The following is a 19,154-nucleotide window of genomic DNA, read 5'->3' as shown; positions in this document are numbered from 1 at the left end:
TGGAACCCGGGCGTAATGCCTGCCGACGAGGTGGCCGCAGGCCGGCTGACGGAATGGCTCGTCGGGGACGCGGGCGGAATCGACGTCATCGGACTCGACCTGAGTGGTGCCGACCTGTCCGAGGCCGACTTCTCCGAGTCGTGGTTCACCGACGCCAAACTCGTGAACACGCGGCTTGTCGGAGCGGAGTTCTACCGCTCCGATCTGGAGCGGGCCGATCTCACGGGAGCCGATGTCACGAACGCCTCCTTCGTCCGGGCCAATCTCGATGACGCGGTCCTCCGCAATGCCGTCCTCGATGGCGCGAACCTCGTCAAAGCGTCGCTCTACGAGGTAGACGCCTCGTACTCGCGGTGCCGGGGAACCCAGTTCCTGGGTGCGTCCCTGCTGAAGGTCGATTTCCGCGGGGCCGATCTCAGCAACGCGGTCCTGCAGGAGAATTCCTTCAAGGTCCGGCTGGACGCCGGTACCGTGCTCACCGGACTGACTGGCACGATCTTCGGGCCGGTGGAGTTCGTCGACGCGGACGGCTCCCGGACCATCGCGGGTGCCGAGCTGGAGGAGTGGATCCGGGAACGAGGCGGCGACGTACGTGTCCTGGAGCCTCGGGGGCGGAGGCCCAAGCAAGCGGGCTGATCCCGTGATCACGACCGAGCCGGTGGGGGAGTGGTTCTGGGAGCCCTCCCCCGTGCTCGATGCCCCCAGGAGCGGGGTTTCGAGGGCCCTCGCGCTGGTGGGGGAGGTCAGGGACGTCCTGGCTTCCCTCGCGCTGGTCGCCGACGGCGGAACGGGATCGGTCGTGCTCTGCGACCTGTCGGCCATGGCCCGTCCGCTGTTCGAGCGCCGCGGCGTGCCCGTCGCCGCCCTGGCCGAGGCGGCCGCTGCCGTACGGCTGCTGCCCGGCCGGCACCTGACGCTGAGCTGCGCGCTGCCCGGTGAGTGGGTGGAGGCCGGGGTCCGGCGGCGGGCCGAGAAGCTGTTCGTCGTACGGGTCCACGTATGGGGCGAGGGGGCGGTGATGCTCGGGATGGGCGTCTACGCCGATCCCTGGCTCGCCCAGGACCTGCGGGAGCGGCCGCAGCCCGAGGTGGCCGCCGAGAACGCGCCCCGGCTCGCCGCCGCGCTCGCGCGGATCTCCGAGCTGACCGGCTCGGAGGTCGATCCCGGCGACCCGACCCGGCACGCCGCCCCCACGGCGGACGGGTTCGCGGGGGAGCCGGAGTACCCGGAGTACTACGACTCCTGGGGCAACTTCGAGGTGCCCGCGCGCTGGCTGCGGCTCGTGAAGCTCCTCCCCGGCGGGTACGGGGACGGGGACTACGAGAGCAGCACCGAGGAGCCCGTCCGGTACGCCGAAGTGCGGCGCGGGGAGCGGCTCCTCGGGTTCCTGTGGGCCTCCGCCGACGGCGCGGCCGGGTACGAGCCCCGCAGCGCGGCGGGGGACGCGGCGTTCGAGGCGGGCGTGCCCTGGCTGTTGCGGTTCCGGGCGGCCCGAGGGGCCGGAGCCTCGGCGCTGGAGGCGCTGGACGGCTGCCTCGGCCGGACCGGGGACGGTTGGGCGGTCGGAGCGGCCGTATCCGGGGAGTCGTCGCTGGACGCGCTCCAAGAGCTTTCGGGGAGGGGATGAGGGTGACGGCGTCGCGGATGCTCGGGCGGCTGCGGGCCGTGGACTGGGACATGCGGTGGGACCTCGCGTTCGAGCACTGCGGGTCCCGGCAGGTGCTGATGTGGGAGTACCTGCGCCGCGCCGCCGTGTGGGCGAAGGCCTGCGGGGCCGAGGAGGCGTGGCCGTTCTACGACGTCACGGCTTACGTGGACCCCGGGTTCGAGCTGCCGCCCGCGCAGGCGGCCGAGCTGGAGGAGCTCCAGCGCACGGTCTTCTGGGAGGAGCTCCGCAAGACCTGTGCCGGGGCCGTGCGGCTGGCGGGGCTCGGGGAGCGGACGCCGGACGCGGTGGCCGGGCTGCCGGACCCGTACGAGCCGCTGGTGCTGTTCTACGAGCGCGGCGGGTCCTTCAGCCGTGACTGCTCAGGGGTGTTCATCGACCTCGTCGGCGTGATGTGCCGGCCGGGCAAGCTCGCGGGCTACCTCGGCAGCCGGCCCGTCGCCGTGCTCGACGACGCCGTGCTCGACGCGCTGGAGGGCGAGGGCCGCATCACGTACTACGGCGCGGAGGACGGCCGGGAGACGGTCCAGCGGCGGCGGGAGGTCAGGGACGTGGACGTACCCACGGACGAGGTGTTCGGGTGGGACCTGCGGTGGCAGCCGACGGACCTGCCGGCCGAGCGGGCGGGACTGGTCGCGATCGACCGCCTGGAGGCCGCCCGGCGGCTCGGGCGGATCGTGTCCGCCGCCACGGCCGGGTGATGCGCGCACAGGAACTGGTCGCGCGGGTCACCGCCATCGACTGGCGGGCCAAGGAGCACGACTTCGGGCACGGGCCCGAGTGCGCCCGGCTGCTGCGGGAATACCTGTGGCGTGCCGCGCTGTGGGTGCGGGAGCTCCAGGAGGACCGGGCCGGGGCCTTGAGTGCCGGGTGCGGCTTGGGACGTGGCAGGAGCATGGCGGAACCAACCCCACCGGTTTCGGCGTCGTGAGGGGGCGTACTAGCGTGCGGGGCGACAGGGAGAAGGGAGGCCGGGGTGGCGGCTGAGGACTACGACAGCCAGTTGCTGGAGTCCGTCGCGGTGCGGCGGCGCAGGATGCGCGACGCCGTGCTGTTCGGCGCGCAGCGCGGGCGGCGGGTGGCCGACGAGCGGATCGGGAAGGCCGTCGCCGGGTTGGTGATCGCGGCGGTGCTGTGCGCCGGCTGCGTCGGCTGGTCGTTCATCTCCCACCGCCTCATCGGCAAGACGGGGACGCCCGGACAGGTCAGTACTCGGTGATAGGTTCGAGCGCGTGGTGAGCATGGGGGCAGTGAGCGGTACGGCGTTGAGCCGGGTCACCCTGGTCGGTGAGCGGCGGCGGATGGATCTCGTACTGCCCTCCGGGGAGCCCGTCGGGCGGCTTTTGCCCGACGTCATACGGATGCTGGACGACCGGGTGGCCGCGCAGCCGATGCTGCGTCATCTGGTCACGGCCGACGGGTCCGTGATCGAGCACGGGCTCTCGCTGGAGGACGCGGGCGTCGCCGACGGGGCCGTGCTGCGGCTCGTACGGGTGCAGGACGTGCCGTCCGCGCCCGTGGTGCACGACGTCACCGACGAGGCCGCCGAGGACCTGGACGTACGCGCCTGGCGCTGGCGGCCCTTCGCGCGGCGGGTTACCGCCGGGGCGGGGATGGTCCTGTGGGCGCTGGTCGCCGGCTGGTTCGCCCGGCGGGAGTTCGCTCCGGGCGCGGTGGCGGGCGTGCTGCTCGGTGCGGCCGCCGTCGCCGGGGTCGTCGGGGCGCTGGCCGGGCGGCTGAAGCGGTCCGGGCTGGCGGCGGCGCTGCTGGCCTGTGCCGCCGCGGTCGGGGTGCTCGGGGCGTGGACCCTGGGCGACGCGCAGCACTGGGGCGCCATGGGCCGGCTCGCCGCCGTCGCGGGTGCGCTGGCCGTCGGGCTCGCGCTGCTGGGGTGGTTCACGCCGCTCGGGCGGGGCGGGCTCGTGGGCGCCGCCGCCGTGGTGGGCCTGACGGTGGTGTGGGAGGCGACCGCGCTGGCGCAGGGCCAGGCGGGCGCCCGTACCGGGGCCGTGCTGGCCGTGTTCTCGGTGGTCCTGCTCGGGCTGCTGCCGCGTCTCGCGCTGGCGGCGGCCGGACTGACCGGCCTGGACGACCGGCGGGCCCGAGGGGCCTCGGTCAGCCGGTACAAGGTCGCCACCGCCCTCGGTGCCACCCACCGGGGCATGGCGCTGGCCACCCTCGCCACCGCCGTCTCGGCGGGCGCGGCCGGTGTGGTCGCGCTGCGGGAACCGGATGTCTGGACGGTGTCCCTCGCCTCGGCCGTCGCCGTCGTGCTGTGGCTGCGCGCGCGGGCGTTCCCGCTCGTGGCGGAAGTGATCGCGCTGCTGCTGGCCGGGGCCGCCGTCACCGTGGCGGCGCTGCTGGTGTGGGCCGGCCGGGCCGGTGCGGCCGGGCCGCTGGCGGTGCTGCTGGTGCTGGCACTGGCGGCGCTCGGCGTCCTCGCCGTCCAGCCGCCCGAGCATGTCCGGGTCCGGCTGCGGCGGGTCGGGGACACCGCCGAGTCGATCGGCGTCATCGTGCTGTTCCCGCTGCTCATCGGGGTGTTCGGCGTGTACGGGCGGCTGCTCGGCACCTTCGCGTAAGGGTTGCTACTCAGACATGTCAGACATGAGCATGAACCAGCGGCGTGACGACTGGCAGGCCGGGGTCCTCGGCGATCTGACCGGCGCCCCCCAGGCTCCCCAGGCCCCGCAAACCGCCCAGGCCCCCCTGCCGGTCCAGCCGCACGCCCCCGTCCCGCAGCAGGCGGCCCCCGCGCCGCAGCAGGCGTACGCCCGGCAGCAGTACACCCCGCAGGCGCCGCAGGCCCGGGCGCCCGAGACCGTCCCGGTCCCCGGCGCCGACGCCTCCGCCGGCCGCCCCCGCCACGGCGACCCGCTGATGCGCCGCACCCTGCGCACCCTGCGCGGAGCGCTCGGCTCCTCCGTCGCCAGGACGGTCGCCGCCGAGACCGAACTCGCCACGCAGGTCCAGCAGCCCGTCACCACCGGCCGCCAGATCGTCGTCACCAGCATCCGCGGCGGCTCCGGCAAGACCACCGTCACCGCCCTCCTCAGCCGCACCTACAACCACTTCCGCCACGACCCGGTGCTCACCCTGGAGGCCGACGCCGCCCTCGGCACCCTCCCGGTCCGGCTCGGCGTCCCGTCCCTGCGCTGGACCTGCGCGGACCTCGCGCAGATCGTCCGCCCCTCCATGCAGCTCACCGACATCACCGGCTACCTCGTCCCGCTCGCCGACGGCGGCTGGCTGCTGCCCGGCAGCCAGGGCCGCATCGGCGCACAGGTCGACGTCGCCACCTACCGGACCGTGATGGTCGCGCTGCGCCGCTACTTCGGCGTCACCGTCGTCGACTGCGAGACCCTCCCCGGCGAGGTGGCCCGTACGGCCCTCGACACCGCGCACGCCCGCGTGCTCACCGCGCCCGCCACCACCGAGGGGCTCGTCTCCACCCACGCCGTCCTCGACTGGCTCGGCTCCCTGCCGGTGCCCGTGCTGCCGCGGACCGTCGTCGTGCTCACGGTCCAGTCCCCGCACCCCGCCGTCGACCTCGGCAAGGCCGTCGAGAAGCTGCGCGCGACCGGCGCCGGGGTCGTCGTACTGCCCTACGACCGCCACCTCGCCTCCGGCGGGGCCGTCAAGTCCGAACTCCTCGGCACGCAGACCCGGGAGGCGGCCGTGCGGCTCGCCGCCGAGGTGCTCCAGCGGGCCGTGGCCCTCCCGGCGTCCGGTGCCGCCCGGTGACCCAGCAGCTGATCCACCGCCCGGCCCGGGGCACCCTGCCCCCCGCCCCCGCGCAGCCCCACGCCGTCGAGGCCCCGCCCAACCTGCCCGAAGGCAAGATCGGCAGCCCGGCCACCGCGCTGCTGCCGATGGCGGGCGTGATGGGCTCGGTCGTGATGATGACCGTCATCCGCAACAGCCAGTTCGCCGCCGTCGGCGCGATCGTGCTCGTCTTCGCCCTGATCGGCGCCGTCGCCCTGTTCTGGTCCCAGCGCGGCAAGGCGCAGCGCACCCGCCGCGCCCAGCGCGAGCGCTACCTGGAGTACCTGGAGGAGCAGCGCGAGGAGTTCGGCGCCCGCGAGAAGGCGCTGCGCGACGAGGCCCGCCGCCTCAACCCGCCGCCGGAGGCCCTGTACGACCTCGTACGCGACCCCGCGCGGCTGTGGGAGCGGCGCCGCACCGACCCCGACTTCCTGCGCCCGCGCCTGGGCACCGGCGCCGTCGCCGTGCAGGAGCTCTCCCTCGCGGCGGGCGCCGGAGGCGTCCTCACCCCGCCCGACCGGTTCATGCTCAACGAAGCGGGCGCCCTCATGGCCCGCTTCGGCCGGGCCAGCGACTTCCCGCTGACCGTCCCCCTCGACCGGGCCGGCAACGTCAGCATCGTCGGCGACCGCGAGGGCGTGCTGCGCGTCGCCCGCGCCCTGCTCGCGCACACCGCCGTCCTGCACGCCCCCGACGACGTGGCCGTCGCCCTCGGCGTGCCCGGGGACCGCCTGGAGGACTGGGAGTGGGCCAAGTGGCTGCCCCACGTCCTCGACCAGCAGGAACAGGACGGCCCCGTCGCCGCCCGCCGGATCGCGCCCAGCCTGGCCCAGCTCGCCTCCGGGGTCCTCGCGCCCGACCTGCGCCGCAGGGCCTCGTACGCGGCCGAGGTGCGCCGCGGCCTGTCCGACAAGCGCGCCCTGCGCCTGGCCGGCCGGCTCCTCGTCGTCAGCGACGAGTACGGCGAGAACGCCGTCGAACTGCCCCGCCCCGACACGGCCGTGGGCCTCGCCGACATGAACACCACCGTGCTGCACCTGCTCGCCGAGCAGGTCCACGAGCCCGACGAGGTGACCATACGGATCACCGTGGACGGCAGCCACGTCACCGTCCGGGACCTGCGCACCCCGCAGGCCCCCGACGCCGAGGGCATCAGCGACGCCCTCGGCCCGGCCACCGCCGAGGGCCTGGCCCGCATGCTGGCCCCGCTGCGGCTGTCCGCCGAGTCCGTCGCCGAGGGCACCCCCGTCTCCGGGCCGGTCGACTTCATGGGCCTGCTCGGGATCGGCGACCCCGCCGCCCTCGACGTGAAGCGGATGTGGGCGCCGCGCGGGGAGCGGGACTTCCTGCGCGTCCCGATCGGCATCGACGACCGGCACGGCCCGGTGCTGCTCGACCTCAAGGAGTCCTCGCAGCTCGGCATGGGCCCGCACGGCCTGTGCGTCGGCGCGACCGGCTCCGGCAAGAGCGAGCTGCTGCGTACGCTCGTCCTCGCCCTCGTCGCCACCCACTCGCCCGAGGACCTCGCGATGGTCCTCGTCGACTACAAGGGCGGCGCGACCTTCGCCCCCTTCGAGAAGCTCCCGCACGTCGCCGGCGTCATCACCAACCTGGAGAACCAGGCCGGGCTCGTCGAACGCGTCCACACCAGCCTCGCCGGCGAGGTCAAGCGCCGCCAGCAGGTCCTCAAGGACGCCGGGAACGTCGCCGACATCGGCCACTACGCGGTGCTGCGCGCCGAGAAGCCCGAACTGGAGCCGCTGCCGCACCTGTTCGTGGTCATCGACGAGTTCGGCGAGCTCCTCACCGCCAAGCCCGACTTCATCGACCTGTTCCTGTCCATCGGCCGCATCGGCCGCTCCATCGGCGTGCACCTGCTGCTCTCCAGCCAGCGCATCGAGGGCGGCAAGCTCAAGGGCCTGGACACCTACCTGTCGTACCGGCTGGGCCTGCGCACCTTCTCCGCCGACGAGTCACGGACCGTCCTCGACACCACCGACGCCTTCCAGCTGCCGCCGCTTCCCGGCTTCGGCTACCTCAAGGTGGACACCTCCACCTACACCCGCTTCAAGGCCGGTTACGTCTCCGGCCGCTACCGGGGCGCGGCCGCCGCCCTCGACGACACCGAGCGCGGTCCGCTCGCCCTGCCCTACCCCACCTTCAACACCCTCCAGGACAGCACCGGCCCCGCCGAGGACGCCGAGGAGAAGCCCACCGCCACCGCCCGCGAGACCGGGCCCAGCGTGCTCTCCGTCATCGTCGACCAGCTCGCCGACGCCGCCCCGCCCGTCCGCCGCATCTGGCTGCCGCCGCTGCCCGAAGCGACCCCCCTGGACGCCGCCGCCGGGCCGCTGTCCGTCACCGAACGCGGACTCCAGCTCGGCACCGCCCGGCGCAGCCCGCTCAAGGTGCCGCTCGGCGTCCTCGACGACCCCGCCCGCCAGTGGCGCGGCCCCTGGGAGCTGGACCTGACCGTCGCCGGCGGGCACACCGCCGTCACCGGCGGCCCCCAGTCCGGCAAGACCACCCTGCTGCGCACCCTGGCCCTCTCACTGGCCCTGACCCACACCCCGCAGGAGGTCGCCGTCTACGGCCTCGACCTCGCCGGGGGCGGCCTCGCCGCGCTCGCCGGGCTCCCGCACGTCGGCGGGATCGCCGGACGTGCCGACCGGGAACGGGCCGCGCGTACGGTCGCCGAGGTGCGGGCCATGCTCGCCACCCGCGAGGAGCTCTTCCGCGAGCACTCCATCGACTCCGTCGACCAGCTGCGCCGGCTGCGCTCCCAGGGCCGGCTCACCGAGCTCGCGTCCACCGACATCGTGCTGCTCGTCGACGGGTACGGGGCACTGCGCGAGGAGTTCTCCGAGCTCGACGACGCCGTCACCGACCTCCTCAAGCGGGGCGGCGGCTACGGCATCCACGTCGTCGCCGGCATGCTCCGCTGGAACGACGTACGGATCGCCAACCAGTCCCTCTTCGGCGGCCGCGTCGAACTGCGCCTCGGCGACCCCTCCGACTCGGCCATCGACCGCAAGCTGTCCGAGACGATCTCCCCGGAGACCCCGGGCCGCGTCCTCACCGACGGCAAGCTGTTCGCGCAGACCGCCCTGCCGCGCATCGACTCCCGGGCCGGGAACACCGACCTGGCCGCCGCCCTGGAGGAGGCCGCCGGAACCGTCCGCGCCACCTGGCACGGCGAACTCGCCTCCCCCGTACGGGTCCTGCCCGCACGGCTGCCGTCCGACCGGCTGCCCACCGCCGACGAGGAGCCGTACCGGATCCCCGTCGGCGTGGACCAGGACGTCCTCGCGCCGGTGCTCCTCGACCTCTTCGGCCAGGACCAGCACCTGCTGATCCTCGGCGACAACGAGTGCGGCAAGACCAACCTGCTCGCCCTCGTCGCCCGCCAGCTCATCGCCCGCTACGGCGAGGAGGAACTGGTCTTCGCCGTCTACGACCCCCGGCGCGGCCTGCGCGGCGTGGTCCCCGAGCCCTACCGGGGCGGCTACGCGCACAACGCGAAGATCGCCACCGCGCTCTCGGTCGGCATCGCCAAGGAACTCGACAAGCGGCTCCCCGAGGACGGCATCGACCCGGACGCCGAACCGGGCGAGGGCCCCGGCTTCGCAGGACCGCGCATCGTGGTCCTCGTCGACGACTACGACATCCTCACCACCGCCGGGCAGCAGCCCCTCCAGGCTTTCGTCCCCTACCTGCCCTCCGCCCAGGACATCGGCCTGCACTTCGTGATCGCGCGGCGCGTCGCCGGCTCCTCCCGGGCCCTGTACGAGCCGCTGATGACCACGCTGCGCGAGTCCGGCACCACGGCCCTCGTGATGAACGGCGAACGTTCCGAAGGCCAGTTGTTCCCGCAGCTGTACGCGAGCGCCCAGCCGCCCGGCCGCGGCACGCTGGTCCGGCGCGGCCGCCCGCACCAGATCGTGCAGACCGCCCTCGCCGACTCCCCGACCCAGGAAGCGCCCTGACACCGTGACCAAGGACGTCATCGCCCTCACCGCCAAGATGCCCGACACCACCGCGCTGATGGTGGCCCTCACGGCGGGCGGCGCGGACCTCGACGCCCAGGCCGTCGGGGACGGCGCCGTCATCCAGCTGCTGGGCTCCGGCGGCCGGCCGCTGGTCTCGGTCGAGGCACCCGTACTCGTACAGGTCCCCGGCGAGGTGGAACGGCTCCTCGGGACGCCCGCCGCCACCCCCGTCTGGTGGACGGAGACCCGCGCCTCCACCGCCGTACTCGAGGCGGCCCCCCTCGCCGGGGCCGTCGCCGGACGCCTCGCCGAGGTCCTCGGCGGCACGGTCTGGCCCGAGGGCGCGGGCCACGTCGGGGTGGTGCCGGTGACCTCCGAGGCCTCGGCGGCACCCGCGCCCGTCGGAGCGCTCCCGACCGTGGACGTGGTCACCGAATCCACCGCCGTGGTCCTCGCGGACCGGCCCGTGATCGGTCTGACGGCCTGGCTGTCGGACGTCCTGCGCACCACCGCCGGCTTCGGCGCGGCCCTGCACATCGTCACCCCCGACCACTGCCGGCTCAGCCTGCCGCTGCGCACCGCGCTGGCCGGGGCGCCGAACCGGTGGGTGGTCCAGGACCCCGCGTCCGGGTACTACGACGGCCTGTCCGGCGCGGTGCTGTCCTGGCAGGACGGCACCTTCGCCCCCGCCCGCGACGAGGCGGGCCGCCCGCGGCTCGCCGCCGCGTTCCGGCGGGCCGAGGCCTCGGGGGAACGCCGGCTGACCCTTCAGTTCCGTACGGAACACCCCGCCGAGGAAGGGCTGCTGGTCGGCCGCTCGCTGGAGGCCGCCTGGCGCACCCTGACCGGGGAGCCGCCCGCGGGCTGGGGCACCGCCGAGCCGGTGAACCTGCCGTGGTCCCCGCGCCAGCTCACCGACCTGGCCCGGGGGCGGGCGCCCGAGCCGACCCTCGTCACCGCCGTCGGGTCGCCGGAGCGGCCCGCGCTGGCCACCGTACGCGTGACCCGCACGGCCGCCGGGGTCGAGGAGGACATCACGCTGTCCCTCGGGTACGGCCCCGCGGAGGAGGTGCCGCTCGACGCGCTCGCGGGGCTGGCGGAGGAACTCGTCGCCGGACACGGCCTGGTCAGCATGCTGGCCTCCGTCGGGCCCGGGCGGCGGGACCTGAGCCTGACCCCCCGGGTGTCCGCGCCGGCGGTGCCGGTGTCCTTCACCCTGGGCGGGGCCGGCGTGGCGGAGGCGACGCTGACCCAGGCCCGGCGGCCCCCGCTGGAGGTCAAGCCCGTCCAGGTGGGCCCGCAGCGCAGGCCCGGGCTGCACTACCCGCTGGGCGACGGGAGCGACCCGGCGGCGTGGGAGTCGCTGTCGACGCTGCTGACCCACCTGCGCACGGCGGTGCCGCCGCTGCCGTAGTCAGGGTGGCGGCGGGCCGGACGTGGGCTTGTGTACGGCAGCCGGGGTAACTCCGGGCTGACAATATGAATCTGACGGTTGCTCTGGGTAGTGCAGGTCGCGACGGACCCTCGATCCGGTCCGCCTCACGCAACCGAAGGACAGCACCATGAACCTCTCCCGCACGGTACGCGCCGCCGCCCCGGCCCTGACCGCCCTGGCCCTCACGGTGGCCGTCGCAGGCCCGGCCTCCGCCAGCCCCGCCTTGGTGACGCGCAGCGGAGGCTCGATCCTCTACACCGCGCAGCCCGGCGAGACGAACACCGTCACCTTCAGCGATGCCGGTGGCACCTTCCAGGTCGAGGATTCGACCAGCACCCTGGTCCCCGGCCCCGGCTGCACCCGCTTCAACAACAACCCGCACATCGTCCGTTGCGGGTCCACTGGCACCGTGACCCGGATCCAGGCCTCGCTCGGCGACCGGGACGACGTCGCCACCAACAACACGTCCATCCCGAGCGACATCACCGGCGGCGACGGCCAGGACCGGCTCATCGGCGGCTCCGGCCCCGACCGGCTCCTGGACTCCGACGGCTGGGGCTCCGCGCAGAGCTCCAACACCTTCGAGGGCCGGGCCGGCAACGACACGATCATCAGCCGCAACGGCGGCTTCGACAAGATCGACTGCGGTGAGAACTCCAACGACTTCGACGTCCTGCTGGCCGACGCGGCCAGCCTGGACAACGTGGTCCCGAACACCTGCGAGTACGTCCAGCGCTACTAGGCCCTGTCCGGGCGATCTTCGTGGATCAGCACACGTCTCCCCCAGCTACCGCTGGGAGGGGCCCCCAGGCGCGGTGCATCGCAAGGCGGAGGGCCGCGGCTCGTACTGGACGTACGTGCGCGGACCGACAACGCGGCGAGGTGCCGTGCCGGGCGGCGTGGGCCCGCGAAGATCGCCCGGACAGGGCCTAGGACGCCCGACCGCGGCGGCGGCGGGTCAGACCGCCCCGCCGCCCCCGGCGCGCACCAGCCCCGTCTCGTACGCCAGCACCACCACCTGCACCCGGTCGCGCAGGCCCAGCTTCGTCAGGATGCGGCCCACGTGCGTCTTGACCGTCGCCTCCGACAGCACCAGCCGGGCCGCGATCTCCCCGTTCGACAGCCCCTGCGCCACCAGCAGCATGACCTCGCGCTCGCGGTCCGTCAGCCGCTCGATCTCCCTGTTCTCCGGCTCCGCCGCCGTCGTCGGCAGCATCGGCGCGAACCGGTCCAGCAGCCGCCGCGTCGTCGAGGGGGCCACCACCGCGTCACCGCTGTGCACCGACCGGATCGCGGCCAGCAGCTCCGCCGGCGGGACGTCCTTCAGCATGAAGCCGCTCGCGCCCGCCTTCAGGCCCGAGAACGCGTACTCGTCCAGGTCGAAGGTGGTCAGGATGATCACCTTCGGGTGCACCTCCGGCTCACAGATGCGCCGCGTCGCCTCCACCCCGTCGAGCTTGGGCATGCGCACGTCCATCAGGACGACGTCGACCGCCGTGGCCCGCAGCACCTCCAACGCCTCCAGGCCGTTGCCCGCCTCGGCGACGACCTCCATGTCCGGCTGGGCGGCCAGCACCATGCGGAAGCCGGTGCGCAGCAACACCTGGTCGTCGACCAGCATCACTCGGATGGACATCCGTGACTACCTCTACCTCTTCTTGAGCGGTCCCGTGGCGGGCTAAGACTTCTTGAGCGGGAGCAGGGCACTGATCCGGAAACCCCCGCCGGGGCGCGGGCCCGCGTCCAGGGTTCCCCCGACCATACCGATGCGCTCCCGCATGCCGATCAGACCGTGTCCGGCGCCGTCCGCGCCACCGTCCTCGTACAGTTCGTGCGCCGCGCCCCGCCCGTCGTCCTCGACCAGCAGGCCGAGCCCGTCGTCGAAGTAGACCAGCCGCACGCTCGCCCTGGCATCGGGGCCCCCGTGCTTGCGCGTGTTCGTCAGCGCCTCCTGCACGATCCGGTACGCCGTCAGCTCCACCCCGCTGGGCAGCCTGCGCGGTGCGCCCTCCACCTCGAAGTCGACCGTCAGCCCCGCCGCCCGCACCTGCTCGACCAGCACCTCGATCTGCTCCACGTCGGGCTGCGGCACGTAGTCCTCGGACTCCTGCGGCTCTCCCGTGCGCAGCACGCCCAGCAGCCGGCGCATCTCGGCCAGCGCCTGGCGGCCGGTGCCGGAGATGGTCTGGAGGGCCTCCTTGGCCTGGTCGGGCGCCACGTCCATGACGTACGCGGCCCCGTCGGCCTGGACCACCATCACCGAGACGTTGTGCGCGACGACGTCGTGCAGCTCCCGGGCGATCCGGGCGCGCTCGGCGGCCACCGCCACCTTCGCCTGCGCCTCGCGCTCCTTCTCCAGCCGCTGGTTGCGCTCCACGAGCTGGGCGTAATAGGCGCGGCGGGTGCGCAGCGAATCGCCCATCACCCAGGCGAGGGCGAAGGGGACCATCATGAAGAGCGCGAAGAGGATCTCCTGTGCCGTGCTCGCGCCCTTGTCGACGCCGAAGCGCAGGAAGTACAGCGGCGAGGCCAGCAGCCCGGAGGCCAGCGCGGCGCGCGAGACCCAGCGCGGTACGTCGGCGGCGGCCACCGTGAACAGGATGACCAGCATCGCGACGTCGCAGAACTGCATCTCCTGCCCGATGGCCAGCTGGCCGACGCCGGCGCCGGCCGTCAGCCAGAACATCGGCGCGGTCCACTTGCGGCGCAGGGCCAGGGCGGCGGTCAGCGCGCCGACGACGGGCACGGTGGCGAGCCGCAGGGCCGTGCTCTGCCCCTCGGCCCCGGCCACGTTCATCATCGAGATCCCGAAGAAGAGGACAGCCCAGAAGCTGTCGACGCCCGTCGGGTGTCTGCGGATGAAGTCGTAGAGGCGCTGCACGTAACCCAGAGTAGGGAAAGGAAATAGGTGCTGGAGTCAACCACAGGTGCGATCCCTGCGACAGGGGAGTACTCCCCAAGGTGGAGGGTCGCTTTAACCTGTGGGTGATGAGCGCTGAGGGTGAGTTCAGGGGGCCGGTCCGGTGGCGGGCCGCGATGGAGGCCGCGCTGTACGGGCCCGGCGGTTTCTACGTGCGCCCGGGCGGGCCGGGTCCCGCGGGGCACTTCCGGACCTCCGTGCACGCCTCCGCCCTGTACGCGGGGGCCGTGGCCCGGCTGCTGGAGTGGGTGGACGGGGCCCTGGGCCGGCCCGGGCGGCTCGACCTGGTCGACATGGGGGCCGGGCGGGGCGAACTGCTCGCAGGCGTCCTCGCCGCCCTGCCGGCGGAGACGGCGGCGCGGGTGCGCCCGTACGCGGTGGAGCGCGCGGCGGAGCCCGCGGGGCTGGACCCCCGCATCCGGTGGGTGGCCGAGCCGCCCGAGGGGACGACGGGACTGCTGTTCGCGAACGAATGGCTGGACAACGTACCGCTGGAGATCGCCGAGGCCGGCCGGTACGTACTGGTCGCCCCCGACGGTACGGAGACCCCCGGCGGGCCCCTGGAGGACGCCGACCGGGACTGGCTGGACCGGTGGTGGCCCGGCGCGGCCGCCCCGGACGGCGGCCGGGCGGAGATCGGCCGGGCCCGCGACGAGGCCTGGGCGGCGGCCGTCGCCACCCTGGACCGGGGCCTCGCGGTGGCCGTGGACTACGCGCACACCCGCGACGCCCGCCCCCCGTACGGCACCCTCACCGGCTTCCGCGAGGGCCGCGAGACCGCCCCCGTCCCGGACGGCGGCTGCGACGTCACCGCGCACGTCGCGCTCGACGCCTGCGCGGGACCGGGCGCCGGCCTGCTCACCCAGCGCGCGGCCCTGACCGCCCTCGGCGTCTCCGGCGGCCGCCCGCCGCTGGCCCTGGCCTCCACCGACCCGGTCGGCTACGTCCGAGCCCTGTCGGCGGCCGGCGAGGCGGCGGAACTCACCGCGCGCGGGGGCCTGGGCGACTTCGGCTGGCTGGTCCAGCCGGTCGGCATCGGGCCCTGGCCCGGGTAGCCGGGCCGGGCCTTTCGGATCACGGCCGAGGGGCCGGCGTCCCGTGCGGGATGCCGGCCCCTCGTCTGTTCTGCCAGTCCTGCCAGTCCTGCCAGTCCTGCCAGTCCTGCCAGTTCTGCTGGTCCTGCCGGTCCTTCTACTCCGTGACGTCGTGGTCGTGGCCCGGGCGCAGACCGCCGCCGTTGCCGGAGCCGGTGGACGGCTTCGAGGTGACCGGCTGCGACAGCGGGGCCAGGTCGAAGGCGTAGTGGCCGACCGCGTTCGCGATGACGTCGACGTTGATGTCGAGCGCCTTCTGGTCGATGTTGTCGATGGTGTCGCCCTTGCCGTGGTAGTTCACGTCGTAGGCGACACCCGCCTGACCGCCGAACTTCGCGGCCTGCGCGGCGGTCTTGATGCCCTCGGCGCCCGTGTCCGTACCGCCCGAGGGAATGCCGGCCTCGATGAACGGGCCGTAGTCCGAGCGGCCGGTGAAGTCACTGCCCTCGTGCGGGATGTTCTGCGCGTCGAGGAAGTCGGTGATCCCCTTCTCCAGCTGCGCCGAACCCTCCGGGCCGGGGCCCGAGCCGACCTTGTCCGAGTCGTCGCCGTCGTAGACGAAGTACGCGGCGTTCGGCGAGGCGATCATGTCGAAGTTGAGGTAGAGCTTGATCTGCTTCTTCTGCTCGGGCGTCAGCGAGGCCACGTACGCCTCCGAGCCGAGCAGGCCGAACTCCTCCGCCGACCACCAGGCGAACTTGACCTTGTTCTTGACCTTCGACTGGCTGCTCGCGAGGCGCTGCGCGACCTGGAGGATGCCCGCCGAGCCGGAGCCGTTGTCGTTGATGCCCGGACCGGCCGCGACCGAGTCCAGGTGCGCGCCGAGGAAGACGGTGTTGTCCGCGTCGCCGCCCTTGGTCTCCGCGACCACGTTGAACGTCTTGCGGTTCTCGCGCAGCTCGCGGATGTCCAGGGTGAGCGAGACAGGCCCCGCGGCCGCCTCGGCGGCGAGCTTCTCGCCGTCCTCCTGGGAGATGCCGCCGGTGGGGACCTTGCCGGCGTTCGCGTCGCCGAGGGTGCCGTTGAGGGCGCCCGCGGTGTTGTTGTAGATCACCGCGCCGACCGCGCCGGCCGCCGCCGCGTTCGCCTGCTTCGTGGCGAAGGTGCAGCCGCCGCGCTTGACCAGCGCGATCTTGCCGGTGAATGCGCCGGGCGCGAAGTCCGTGGCCTCGCAGCCGTTGGTGCCGTCGGCATCGACGGGCGCGACGGCGACGGGCGCGGTGATGCCGCCCTCCGGGCCGCTGGCCGTGTACGTCATCAGCTTCAGGGGCACGGCGCGGCCGGCCGCGCCGTTGACCTTCAGCGTCTCGGAGATCGTCTCGACGTACACGAAGTCGAACTCGTGGCGCGAGACCTGGTACCCGGCGCCCTTCAGGACGGCCTCGACGTACTGCGCCGACTGGGCGTGACCCTTGGAGCCGGCCACACGGTTGCCGTTGTTGTAGTCGGCGATCGACTGGAAGACCTTCAGGTGGTTGTTGGCGCCCTTGCCCGTCGAGTCCTTGACCAGCTTCCTGGCCAGCGCGTCACCCCGGGCGGCGTCGCTCTGCGGGCTCGTCGCACCGGCCGGACCTGCGAGGAGCAGCGGAGAGACGAGGGCCGCGGCCGCGAGGACGGCGGTGGCTGTGGCTATACGGCGAGAGGGCATGAAGGTCCTTTCACAGCAGGAAGCGTCTGTGGGGAGGCGTGGTGGACGCACGTTAGACACCAAGAGGCGGCCCTCGCCAGAGTTTTCACTGCTTCCGGTTTGTGAAATCCGGATATCGGTACCTCTGGGGAAGGGCGAAATCCGGCCACCGTCCGGTCGTCGGGCAGATCTGCTCAGCGCAGGATTCCCTCGATGAAATCGGAACCTATCCGTGCGACCACGGACAGATCCAACTGGTGCTGCACATAACGCCCCTGGCGCCGGGTGTGCATCAGGCCCGCCTTCTTCAGCACGGCCAGGTGCCGGGACACCTCCGGCGCGGATATCCCGTACACGCGCGCCAGCTCACTGGTCGTGTACGGGGCACGCGCCAGACTGCGGCACAGCATCATCCGCATGGGGTGCGCCAACGCCTCCATCCGACGCTGGAGCAGCTCCACCGAGCCGGGCTCGGAGGCCAGTTCGGGCGAGTCCAGCGGGTAGTGCACCACCGGCCGCCAGCCCGGGGCGTGCAGCACCAGCAGGTGCGGCCAGCCGAAGTTCGTCGGCACGAAGAGCAGCCCCGGCCCGATCCGCGGATCGGTGGCCGTGGCCTGGCCGTTGACCATCTTGTCGGCGGTGATCACCGTCAGCCCCTCGTCCACGCTCAGCGCCGAGGACACCTCCCGCAGCACAGCCGGCAGCCCCTTGCGGCGCAGCACCTCCGTCTTGTGCCGGGCGTCCGCCGTCTGCCGGGGCTCTATGCGCCGCCAGGTCTCCGCGAAGAAGGCCTCGTCGCAGTCCTCCAGCAGCCGCCGCATCCACACCCGCACCCCGGCCGGGTCGTCCAGCAGCCGGATCGAGAACTCCAACTGCCGCGGCCCGCGCGCCGCCGCCGTCTCCAGCGCCTTCGCCCGCGCCGCCGCGTCCTTCAACGGGTGCGGCCCGCCGCCCTCGTTGTAGAGCGCCAGCCAGCAGTGCTCCAGCGCCGCCATCACGAACCGCTCGTCGTCCATCCGGTCGAGCACGTCCAGCTCCTCGGCCAGCGTCGTCCCCGGCAGGCCGGTACCGCCGGGGATGCCGGCGAAAGCCATGAAGATGTCCGAGAACGAACTCCGCCACATGAATTCGGCCTCGAGGAGCCGGTCGGCGAGGCAGGGGTCGAGCGAAGCTGTGGTGGCCCTCGTCCAGGACTGCAGCCCCGGGTGATGGGCCGGCTGCGCGAGCGCGTGCAGGGTCATGCAGAGCTCGGCGAGAGGTGACGGCGCGAAACCGATCTGCTCCGCAGGGAGCCCGGCGATGTCGATGGTGACGCTCATCGCCCCATTCTGGCCCGCCCGACGGACTCCGTCCGGCGGGGGCGGGGGCGGGGCCGGTCACGGCCCCCGGCACGGCCGACGGGGCACGGGCGGCCGGGCGCGCCCATACGAGGGGTTGTGAGGGGTCCGGCAGGGCATCACCGCAGGTGAGGGGCGTCGATTGACGGGGAACGTCAATCGGCGAGCGTGCCGCGCCCAACGGGGTGAGGGTGGATGCATGACAGCCATCGAGCAGTACCTCGTAGACACCTACCGCGCGGCCCAGCAGGGCACCCCCATGCCCCCGCCCCCGGGCCGCGACGACCTCGCCACGCTGCGCGCCCTGCGCACCGAAGCCCAGTTCGCCGCCGTCCTGGACGGCCGCCCGGCCACCCACCCCTGGCTCCACGCCCTGACCCGCCGCCTCCACCGCGCCCGCCCGTGCTGAGGCGTACGCCGCCTCGCGGTGCGGGCCCCCTATCTCCCCCTCGACGGTCGGGGGCGGGTCGGTGGTTGCCCACCGGCCCCCGTCTGCGGCTCCGGGGGCCGGTGGGCGGTGTCGTGCCTGGGCGGGATCAGAGCCGGTTTGGGGGTTTCCCGTCAGTCCCATCGTCCTTCCGTGTCGTGCCGGTCCCTCAAGAGCGCTCCCTGCGGTCGCGTCGCTACGCGATGTCGCTTCGCTCCACTCTTGACCGACCGTCCCGCCCCGGAAAGACAAAGGACTGCCGGGAAGCCCCCAAAAGAACGGTCACGGGGCAGGAGGAGAGGGGCGGCCTCGTCAGCGATGAGGCGACGGGGCCGGGCCTTGGCCGGCCGGGCATCCGGGCCCGTGATCCCTGGTCCCGGGCCGGGGGCGCGACTGTGCGCACGAGAGGTTGATCAGAGCGACCTCCGGAACCCCCAGGCGCAGCAAATCGCTACGCGCTCCTCATTTCTCAGCGTCCGACGACCGTCTTGGGCTGATACCCGCACCAGAGGACGACCAGAGCAGCTTGGGAAGCGCGTGGGCGCGCCAGATCGCTACGCGCTCCGCATGTCTCGGCGGCCGTCGGCCGTCTGGGGCTGGTCATGGACGGGTTCGACGTTGGCGACGGCGGTGGTGAACTCGCGGCCCGACGCGCCTCGGATGTACGCCAGCTCTATGGCGATGCCGCCGCCGTGACCGTTGTCGCTGGCCGTGGTGTTGCCGCGCACGAGGGTGTCCGCGATGGTCGACGTCGCCCTGAAGAGGTGGAGGCCCCCGCCGTCGTCGTCGGCGGTGTTCTCGGTCACGGTGGTGTTCGAGAGGGTCGTGGTGCCGAGGGAGAACAGCCCGCCGCCGTTGTTGGCAGCGGAGACGTTGAAGCTGAGGGTGCTGTTG

At 73.5% G+C, this 19,154-nt stretch carries 17 protein-coding genes; 12 read left to right on the top strand and 5 right to left on the bottom strand.

Annotation, left to right across the window (positions count from 1 at the left end; translation table 11 throughout):
* Nucleotides 1–15: 15 nt before the first annotated feature.
* The 10 genes from ACZ518_RS15400 to ACZ518_RS15355 all read left to right on the top strand — a co-directional run bounded on the left by ACZ518_RS15400 (nt 16) and on the right by ACZ518_RS15355 (nt 11,597).
* Complete coding sequence (locus ACZ518_RS15400) at nt 16–636, top strand: pentapeptide repeat-containing protein (RefSeq protein ID WP_469113542.1); 621 nt, start codon at nt 16–18, stop codon at nt 634–636.
* A 4-nt stretch (nt 637–640) separates the two neighbouring features.
* Nucleotides 641–1,627 (top strand): hypothetical protein, encoded by a 987-nt coding sequence (locus tag ACZ518_RS15395; RefSeq protein ID WP_469113541.1) that lies wholly within the window; start codon nt 641–643, stop codon nt 1,625–1,627.
* 2 nt (nt 1,628–1,629) lie between these two features.
* Complete coding sequence (locus tag ACZ518_RS15390) at nt 1,630–2,367, top strand: hypothetical protein (RefSeq protein ID WP_469113540.1); 738 nt, start codon at nt 1,630–1,632, stop codon at nt 2,365–2,367.
* A complete protein-coding gene (locus tag ACZ518_RS15385) occupies nt 2,367–2,597 on the top strand; it encodes a hypothetical protein (protein ID WP_469113539.1) in 231 nt (76 codons plus the stop codon). Before ACZ518_RS15390 ends, ACZ518_RS15385 begins: the two co-directional genes overlap by 1 nt.
* Nucleotides 2,598–2,702: 105 nt before the next feature.
* Nucleotides 2,703–2,885, top strand: a complete 183-nt coding sequence (locus tag ACZ518_RS15380; protein ID WP_267036736.1) for a hypothetical protein — start codon at nt 2,703–2,705, stop codon at nt 2,883–2,885.
* A gap of 22 nt (nt 2,886–2,907) precedes the next feature.
* The gene (gene eccD / locus ACZ518_RS15375) at nt 2,908–4,248 is read left to right on the top strand and encodes a type VII secretion integral membrane protein EccD (protein ID WP_469113999.1); all 1,341 of its coding nucleotides are present in this window, start codon (nt 2,908–2,910) and stop codon (nt 4,246–4,248) included.
* A gap of 25 nt (nt 4,249–4,273) precedes the next feature.
* Nucleotides 4,274–5,410 (top strand): hypothetical protein, encoded by a 1,137-nt coding sequence (locus ACZ518_RS15370; RefSeq protein ID WP_469113538.1) that lies wholly within the window; start codon nt 4,274–4,276, stop codon nt 5,408–5,410.
* Entirely contained in the window at nt 5,407–9,417 is a 4,011-nt protein-coding gene (eccCa, locus tag ACZ518_RS15365) for a type VII secretion protein EccCa (RefSeq protein ID WP_469113537.1), read from the top strand. Before ACZ518_RS15370 ends, eccCa begins: the two co-directional genes overlap by 4 nt.
* A 4-nt stretch (nt 9,418–9,421) precedes the next feature.
* Nucleotides 9,422–10,834 carry a DUF6177 family protein gene (locus ACZ518_RS15360; RefSeq protein WP_469113536.1) on the top strand — a complete coding sequence of 471 codons (1,413 nt, stop codon included), beginning with the start codon at nt 9,422–9,424 and terminating at the stop codon, nt 10,832–10,834.
* A gap of 148 nt (nt 10,835–10,982) precedes the next feature.
* Nucleotides 10,983–11,597 carry a hypothetical protein gene (locus ACZ518_RS15355; RefSeq protein WP_469113535.1) on the top strand — a complete coding sequence of 205 codons (615 nt, stop codon included), beginning with the start codon at nt 10,983–10,985 and terminating at the stop codon, nt 11,595–11,597.
* 216 nt (nt 11,598–11,813) lie between these two features.
* Here ACZ518_RS15355 and ACZ518_RS15350 read toward each other — a convergent pair whose 3' ends face one another.
* Both ACZ518_RS15350 and ACZ518_RS15345 read right to left on the bottom strand, forming a co-directional pair.
* Nucleotides 11,814–12,491, bottom strand: coding sequence for a response regulator (locus tag ACZ518_RS15350; protein ID WP_469113534.1), 678 nt, complete (start codon nt 12,489–12,491; stop codon nt 11,814–11,816).
* Between the two features lie 42 nt (nt 12,492–12,533).
* Nucleotides 12,534–13,736, bottom strand: a complete 1,203-nt coding sequence (locus ACZ518_RS15345; protein ID WP_469113533.1) for a sensor histidine kinase — start codon at nt 13,734–13,736, stop codon at nt 12,534–12,536.
* 107 nt (nt 13,737–13,843) lie between these two features.
* On the opposite strand from ACZ518_RS15345, the gene ACZ518_RS15340 reads away from it, so the two are divergent.
* A complete protein-coding gene (locus ACZ518_RS15340) occupies nt 13,844–14,830 on the top strand; it encodes an SAM-dependent methyltransferase (RefSeq protein ID WP_469113532.1) in 987 nt (328 codons plus the stop codon).
* Between the two features lie 136 nt (nt 14,831–14,966).
* On the opposite strand, the gene ACZ518_RS15335 is transcribed toward ACZ518_RS15340, so the two are convergent.
* Entirely contained in the window at nt 14,967–16,517 is a 1,551-nt protein-coding gene (locus ACZ518_RS15335; protein ID WP_469113531.1) for a M28 family metallopeptidase, read from the bottom strand.
* A 173-nt stretch (nt 16,518–16,690) separates the two neighbouring features.
* Nucleotides 16,691–17,815 carry a DUF5937 family protein gene (locus tag ACZ518_RS15330; RefSeq protein WP_469113530.1) on the bottom strand — a complete coding sequence of 375 codons (1,125 nt, stop codon included), beginning with the start codon at nt 17,813–17,815 and terminating at the stop codon, nt 16,691–16,693.
* A gap of 217 nt (nt 17,816–18,032) precedes the next feature.
* On the opposite strand from ACZ518_RS15330, the gene ACZ518_RS15325 reads away from it, so the two are divergent.
* A complete protein-coding gene (locus ACZ518_RS15325; RefSeq protein WP_469113529.1) occupies nt 18,033–18,242 on the top strand; it encodes a hypothetical protein in 210 nt (69 codons plus the stop codon).
* Between the two features lie 572 nt (nt 18,243–18,814).
* Here ACZ518_RS15325 and ACZ518_RS15320 read toward each other — a convergent pair.
* Entirely contained in the window at nt 18,815–19,066 is a 252-nt protein-coding gene (locus tag ACZ518_RS15320) for a hypothetical protein (RefSeq protein WP_469113528.1), read from the bottom strand.
* Nucleotides 19,067–19,154 lie beyond the last annotated feature (88 nt).

It is taken from the genome of Streptomyces sp. NPDC033966, assembly GCF_055575955.1.
Note: the sequence above shows the minus strand (reverse complement) of the source record. Positions and strands in the feature narration are given on the sequence as shown.

Excerpts from the sequence above, each read along its gene's own strand:
- eccD (WP_469113999.1), top strand. The coding sequence starts at position 2,908 with ATGGGGGCAGTGAGCGGTACGGCGTTGAGCCGGGTCACCCTGGTCGGT.
- ACZ518_RS15350 (WP_469113534.1), bottom strand. The coding sequence starts at position 12,491 with ATGTCCATCCGAGTGATGCTGGTCGACGACCAGGTGTTGCTGCGCACC.
- ACZ518_RS15325 (WP_469113529.1), top strand. The coding sequence starts at position 18,033 with ATGACAGCCATCGAGCAGTACCTCGTAGACACCTACCGCGCGGCCCAG.
- ACZ518_RS15330 (WP_469113530.1), bottom strand. The coding sequence starts at position 17,815 with ATGAGCGTCACCATCGACATCGCCGGGCTCCCTGCGGAGCAGATCGGT.
- ACZ518_RS15385 (WP_469113539.1), top strand. The coding sequence starts at position 2,367 with ATGCGCGCACAGGAACTGGTCGCGCGGGTCACCGCCATCGACTGGCGG.
- ACZ518_RS15400 (WP_469113542.1), top strand. The coding sequence starts at position 16 with ATGCCTGCCGACGAGGTGGCCGCAGGCCGGCTGACGGAATGGCTCGTC.
- ACZ518_RS15380 (WP_267036736.1), top strand. The coding sequence starts at position 2,703 with ATGCGCGACGCCGTGCTGTTCGGCGCGCAGCGCGGGCGGCGGGTGGCC.
- ACZ518_RS15355 (WP_469113535.1), top strand. The coding sequence starts at position 10,983 with ATGAACCTCTCCCGCACGGTACGCGCCGCCGCCCCGGCCCTGACCGCC.
- ACZ518_RS15370 (WP_469113538.1), top strand. The coding sequence starts at position 4,274 with ATGAGCATGAACCAGCGGCGTGACGACTGGCAGGCCGGGGTCCTCGGC.
- ACZ518_RS15335 (WP_469113531.1), bottom strand. The coding sequence starts at position 16,517 with ATGCCCTCTCGCCGTATAGCCACAGCCACCGCCGTCCTCGCGGCCGCG.
- ACZ518_RS15340 (WP_469113532.1), top strand. The coding sequence starts at position 13,844 with ATGAGCGCTGAGGGTGAGTTCAGGGGGCCGGTCCGGTGGCGGGCCGCG.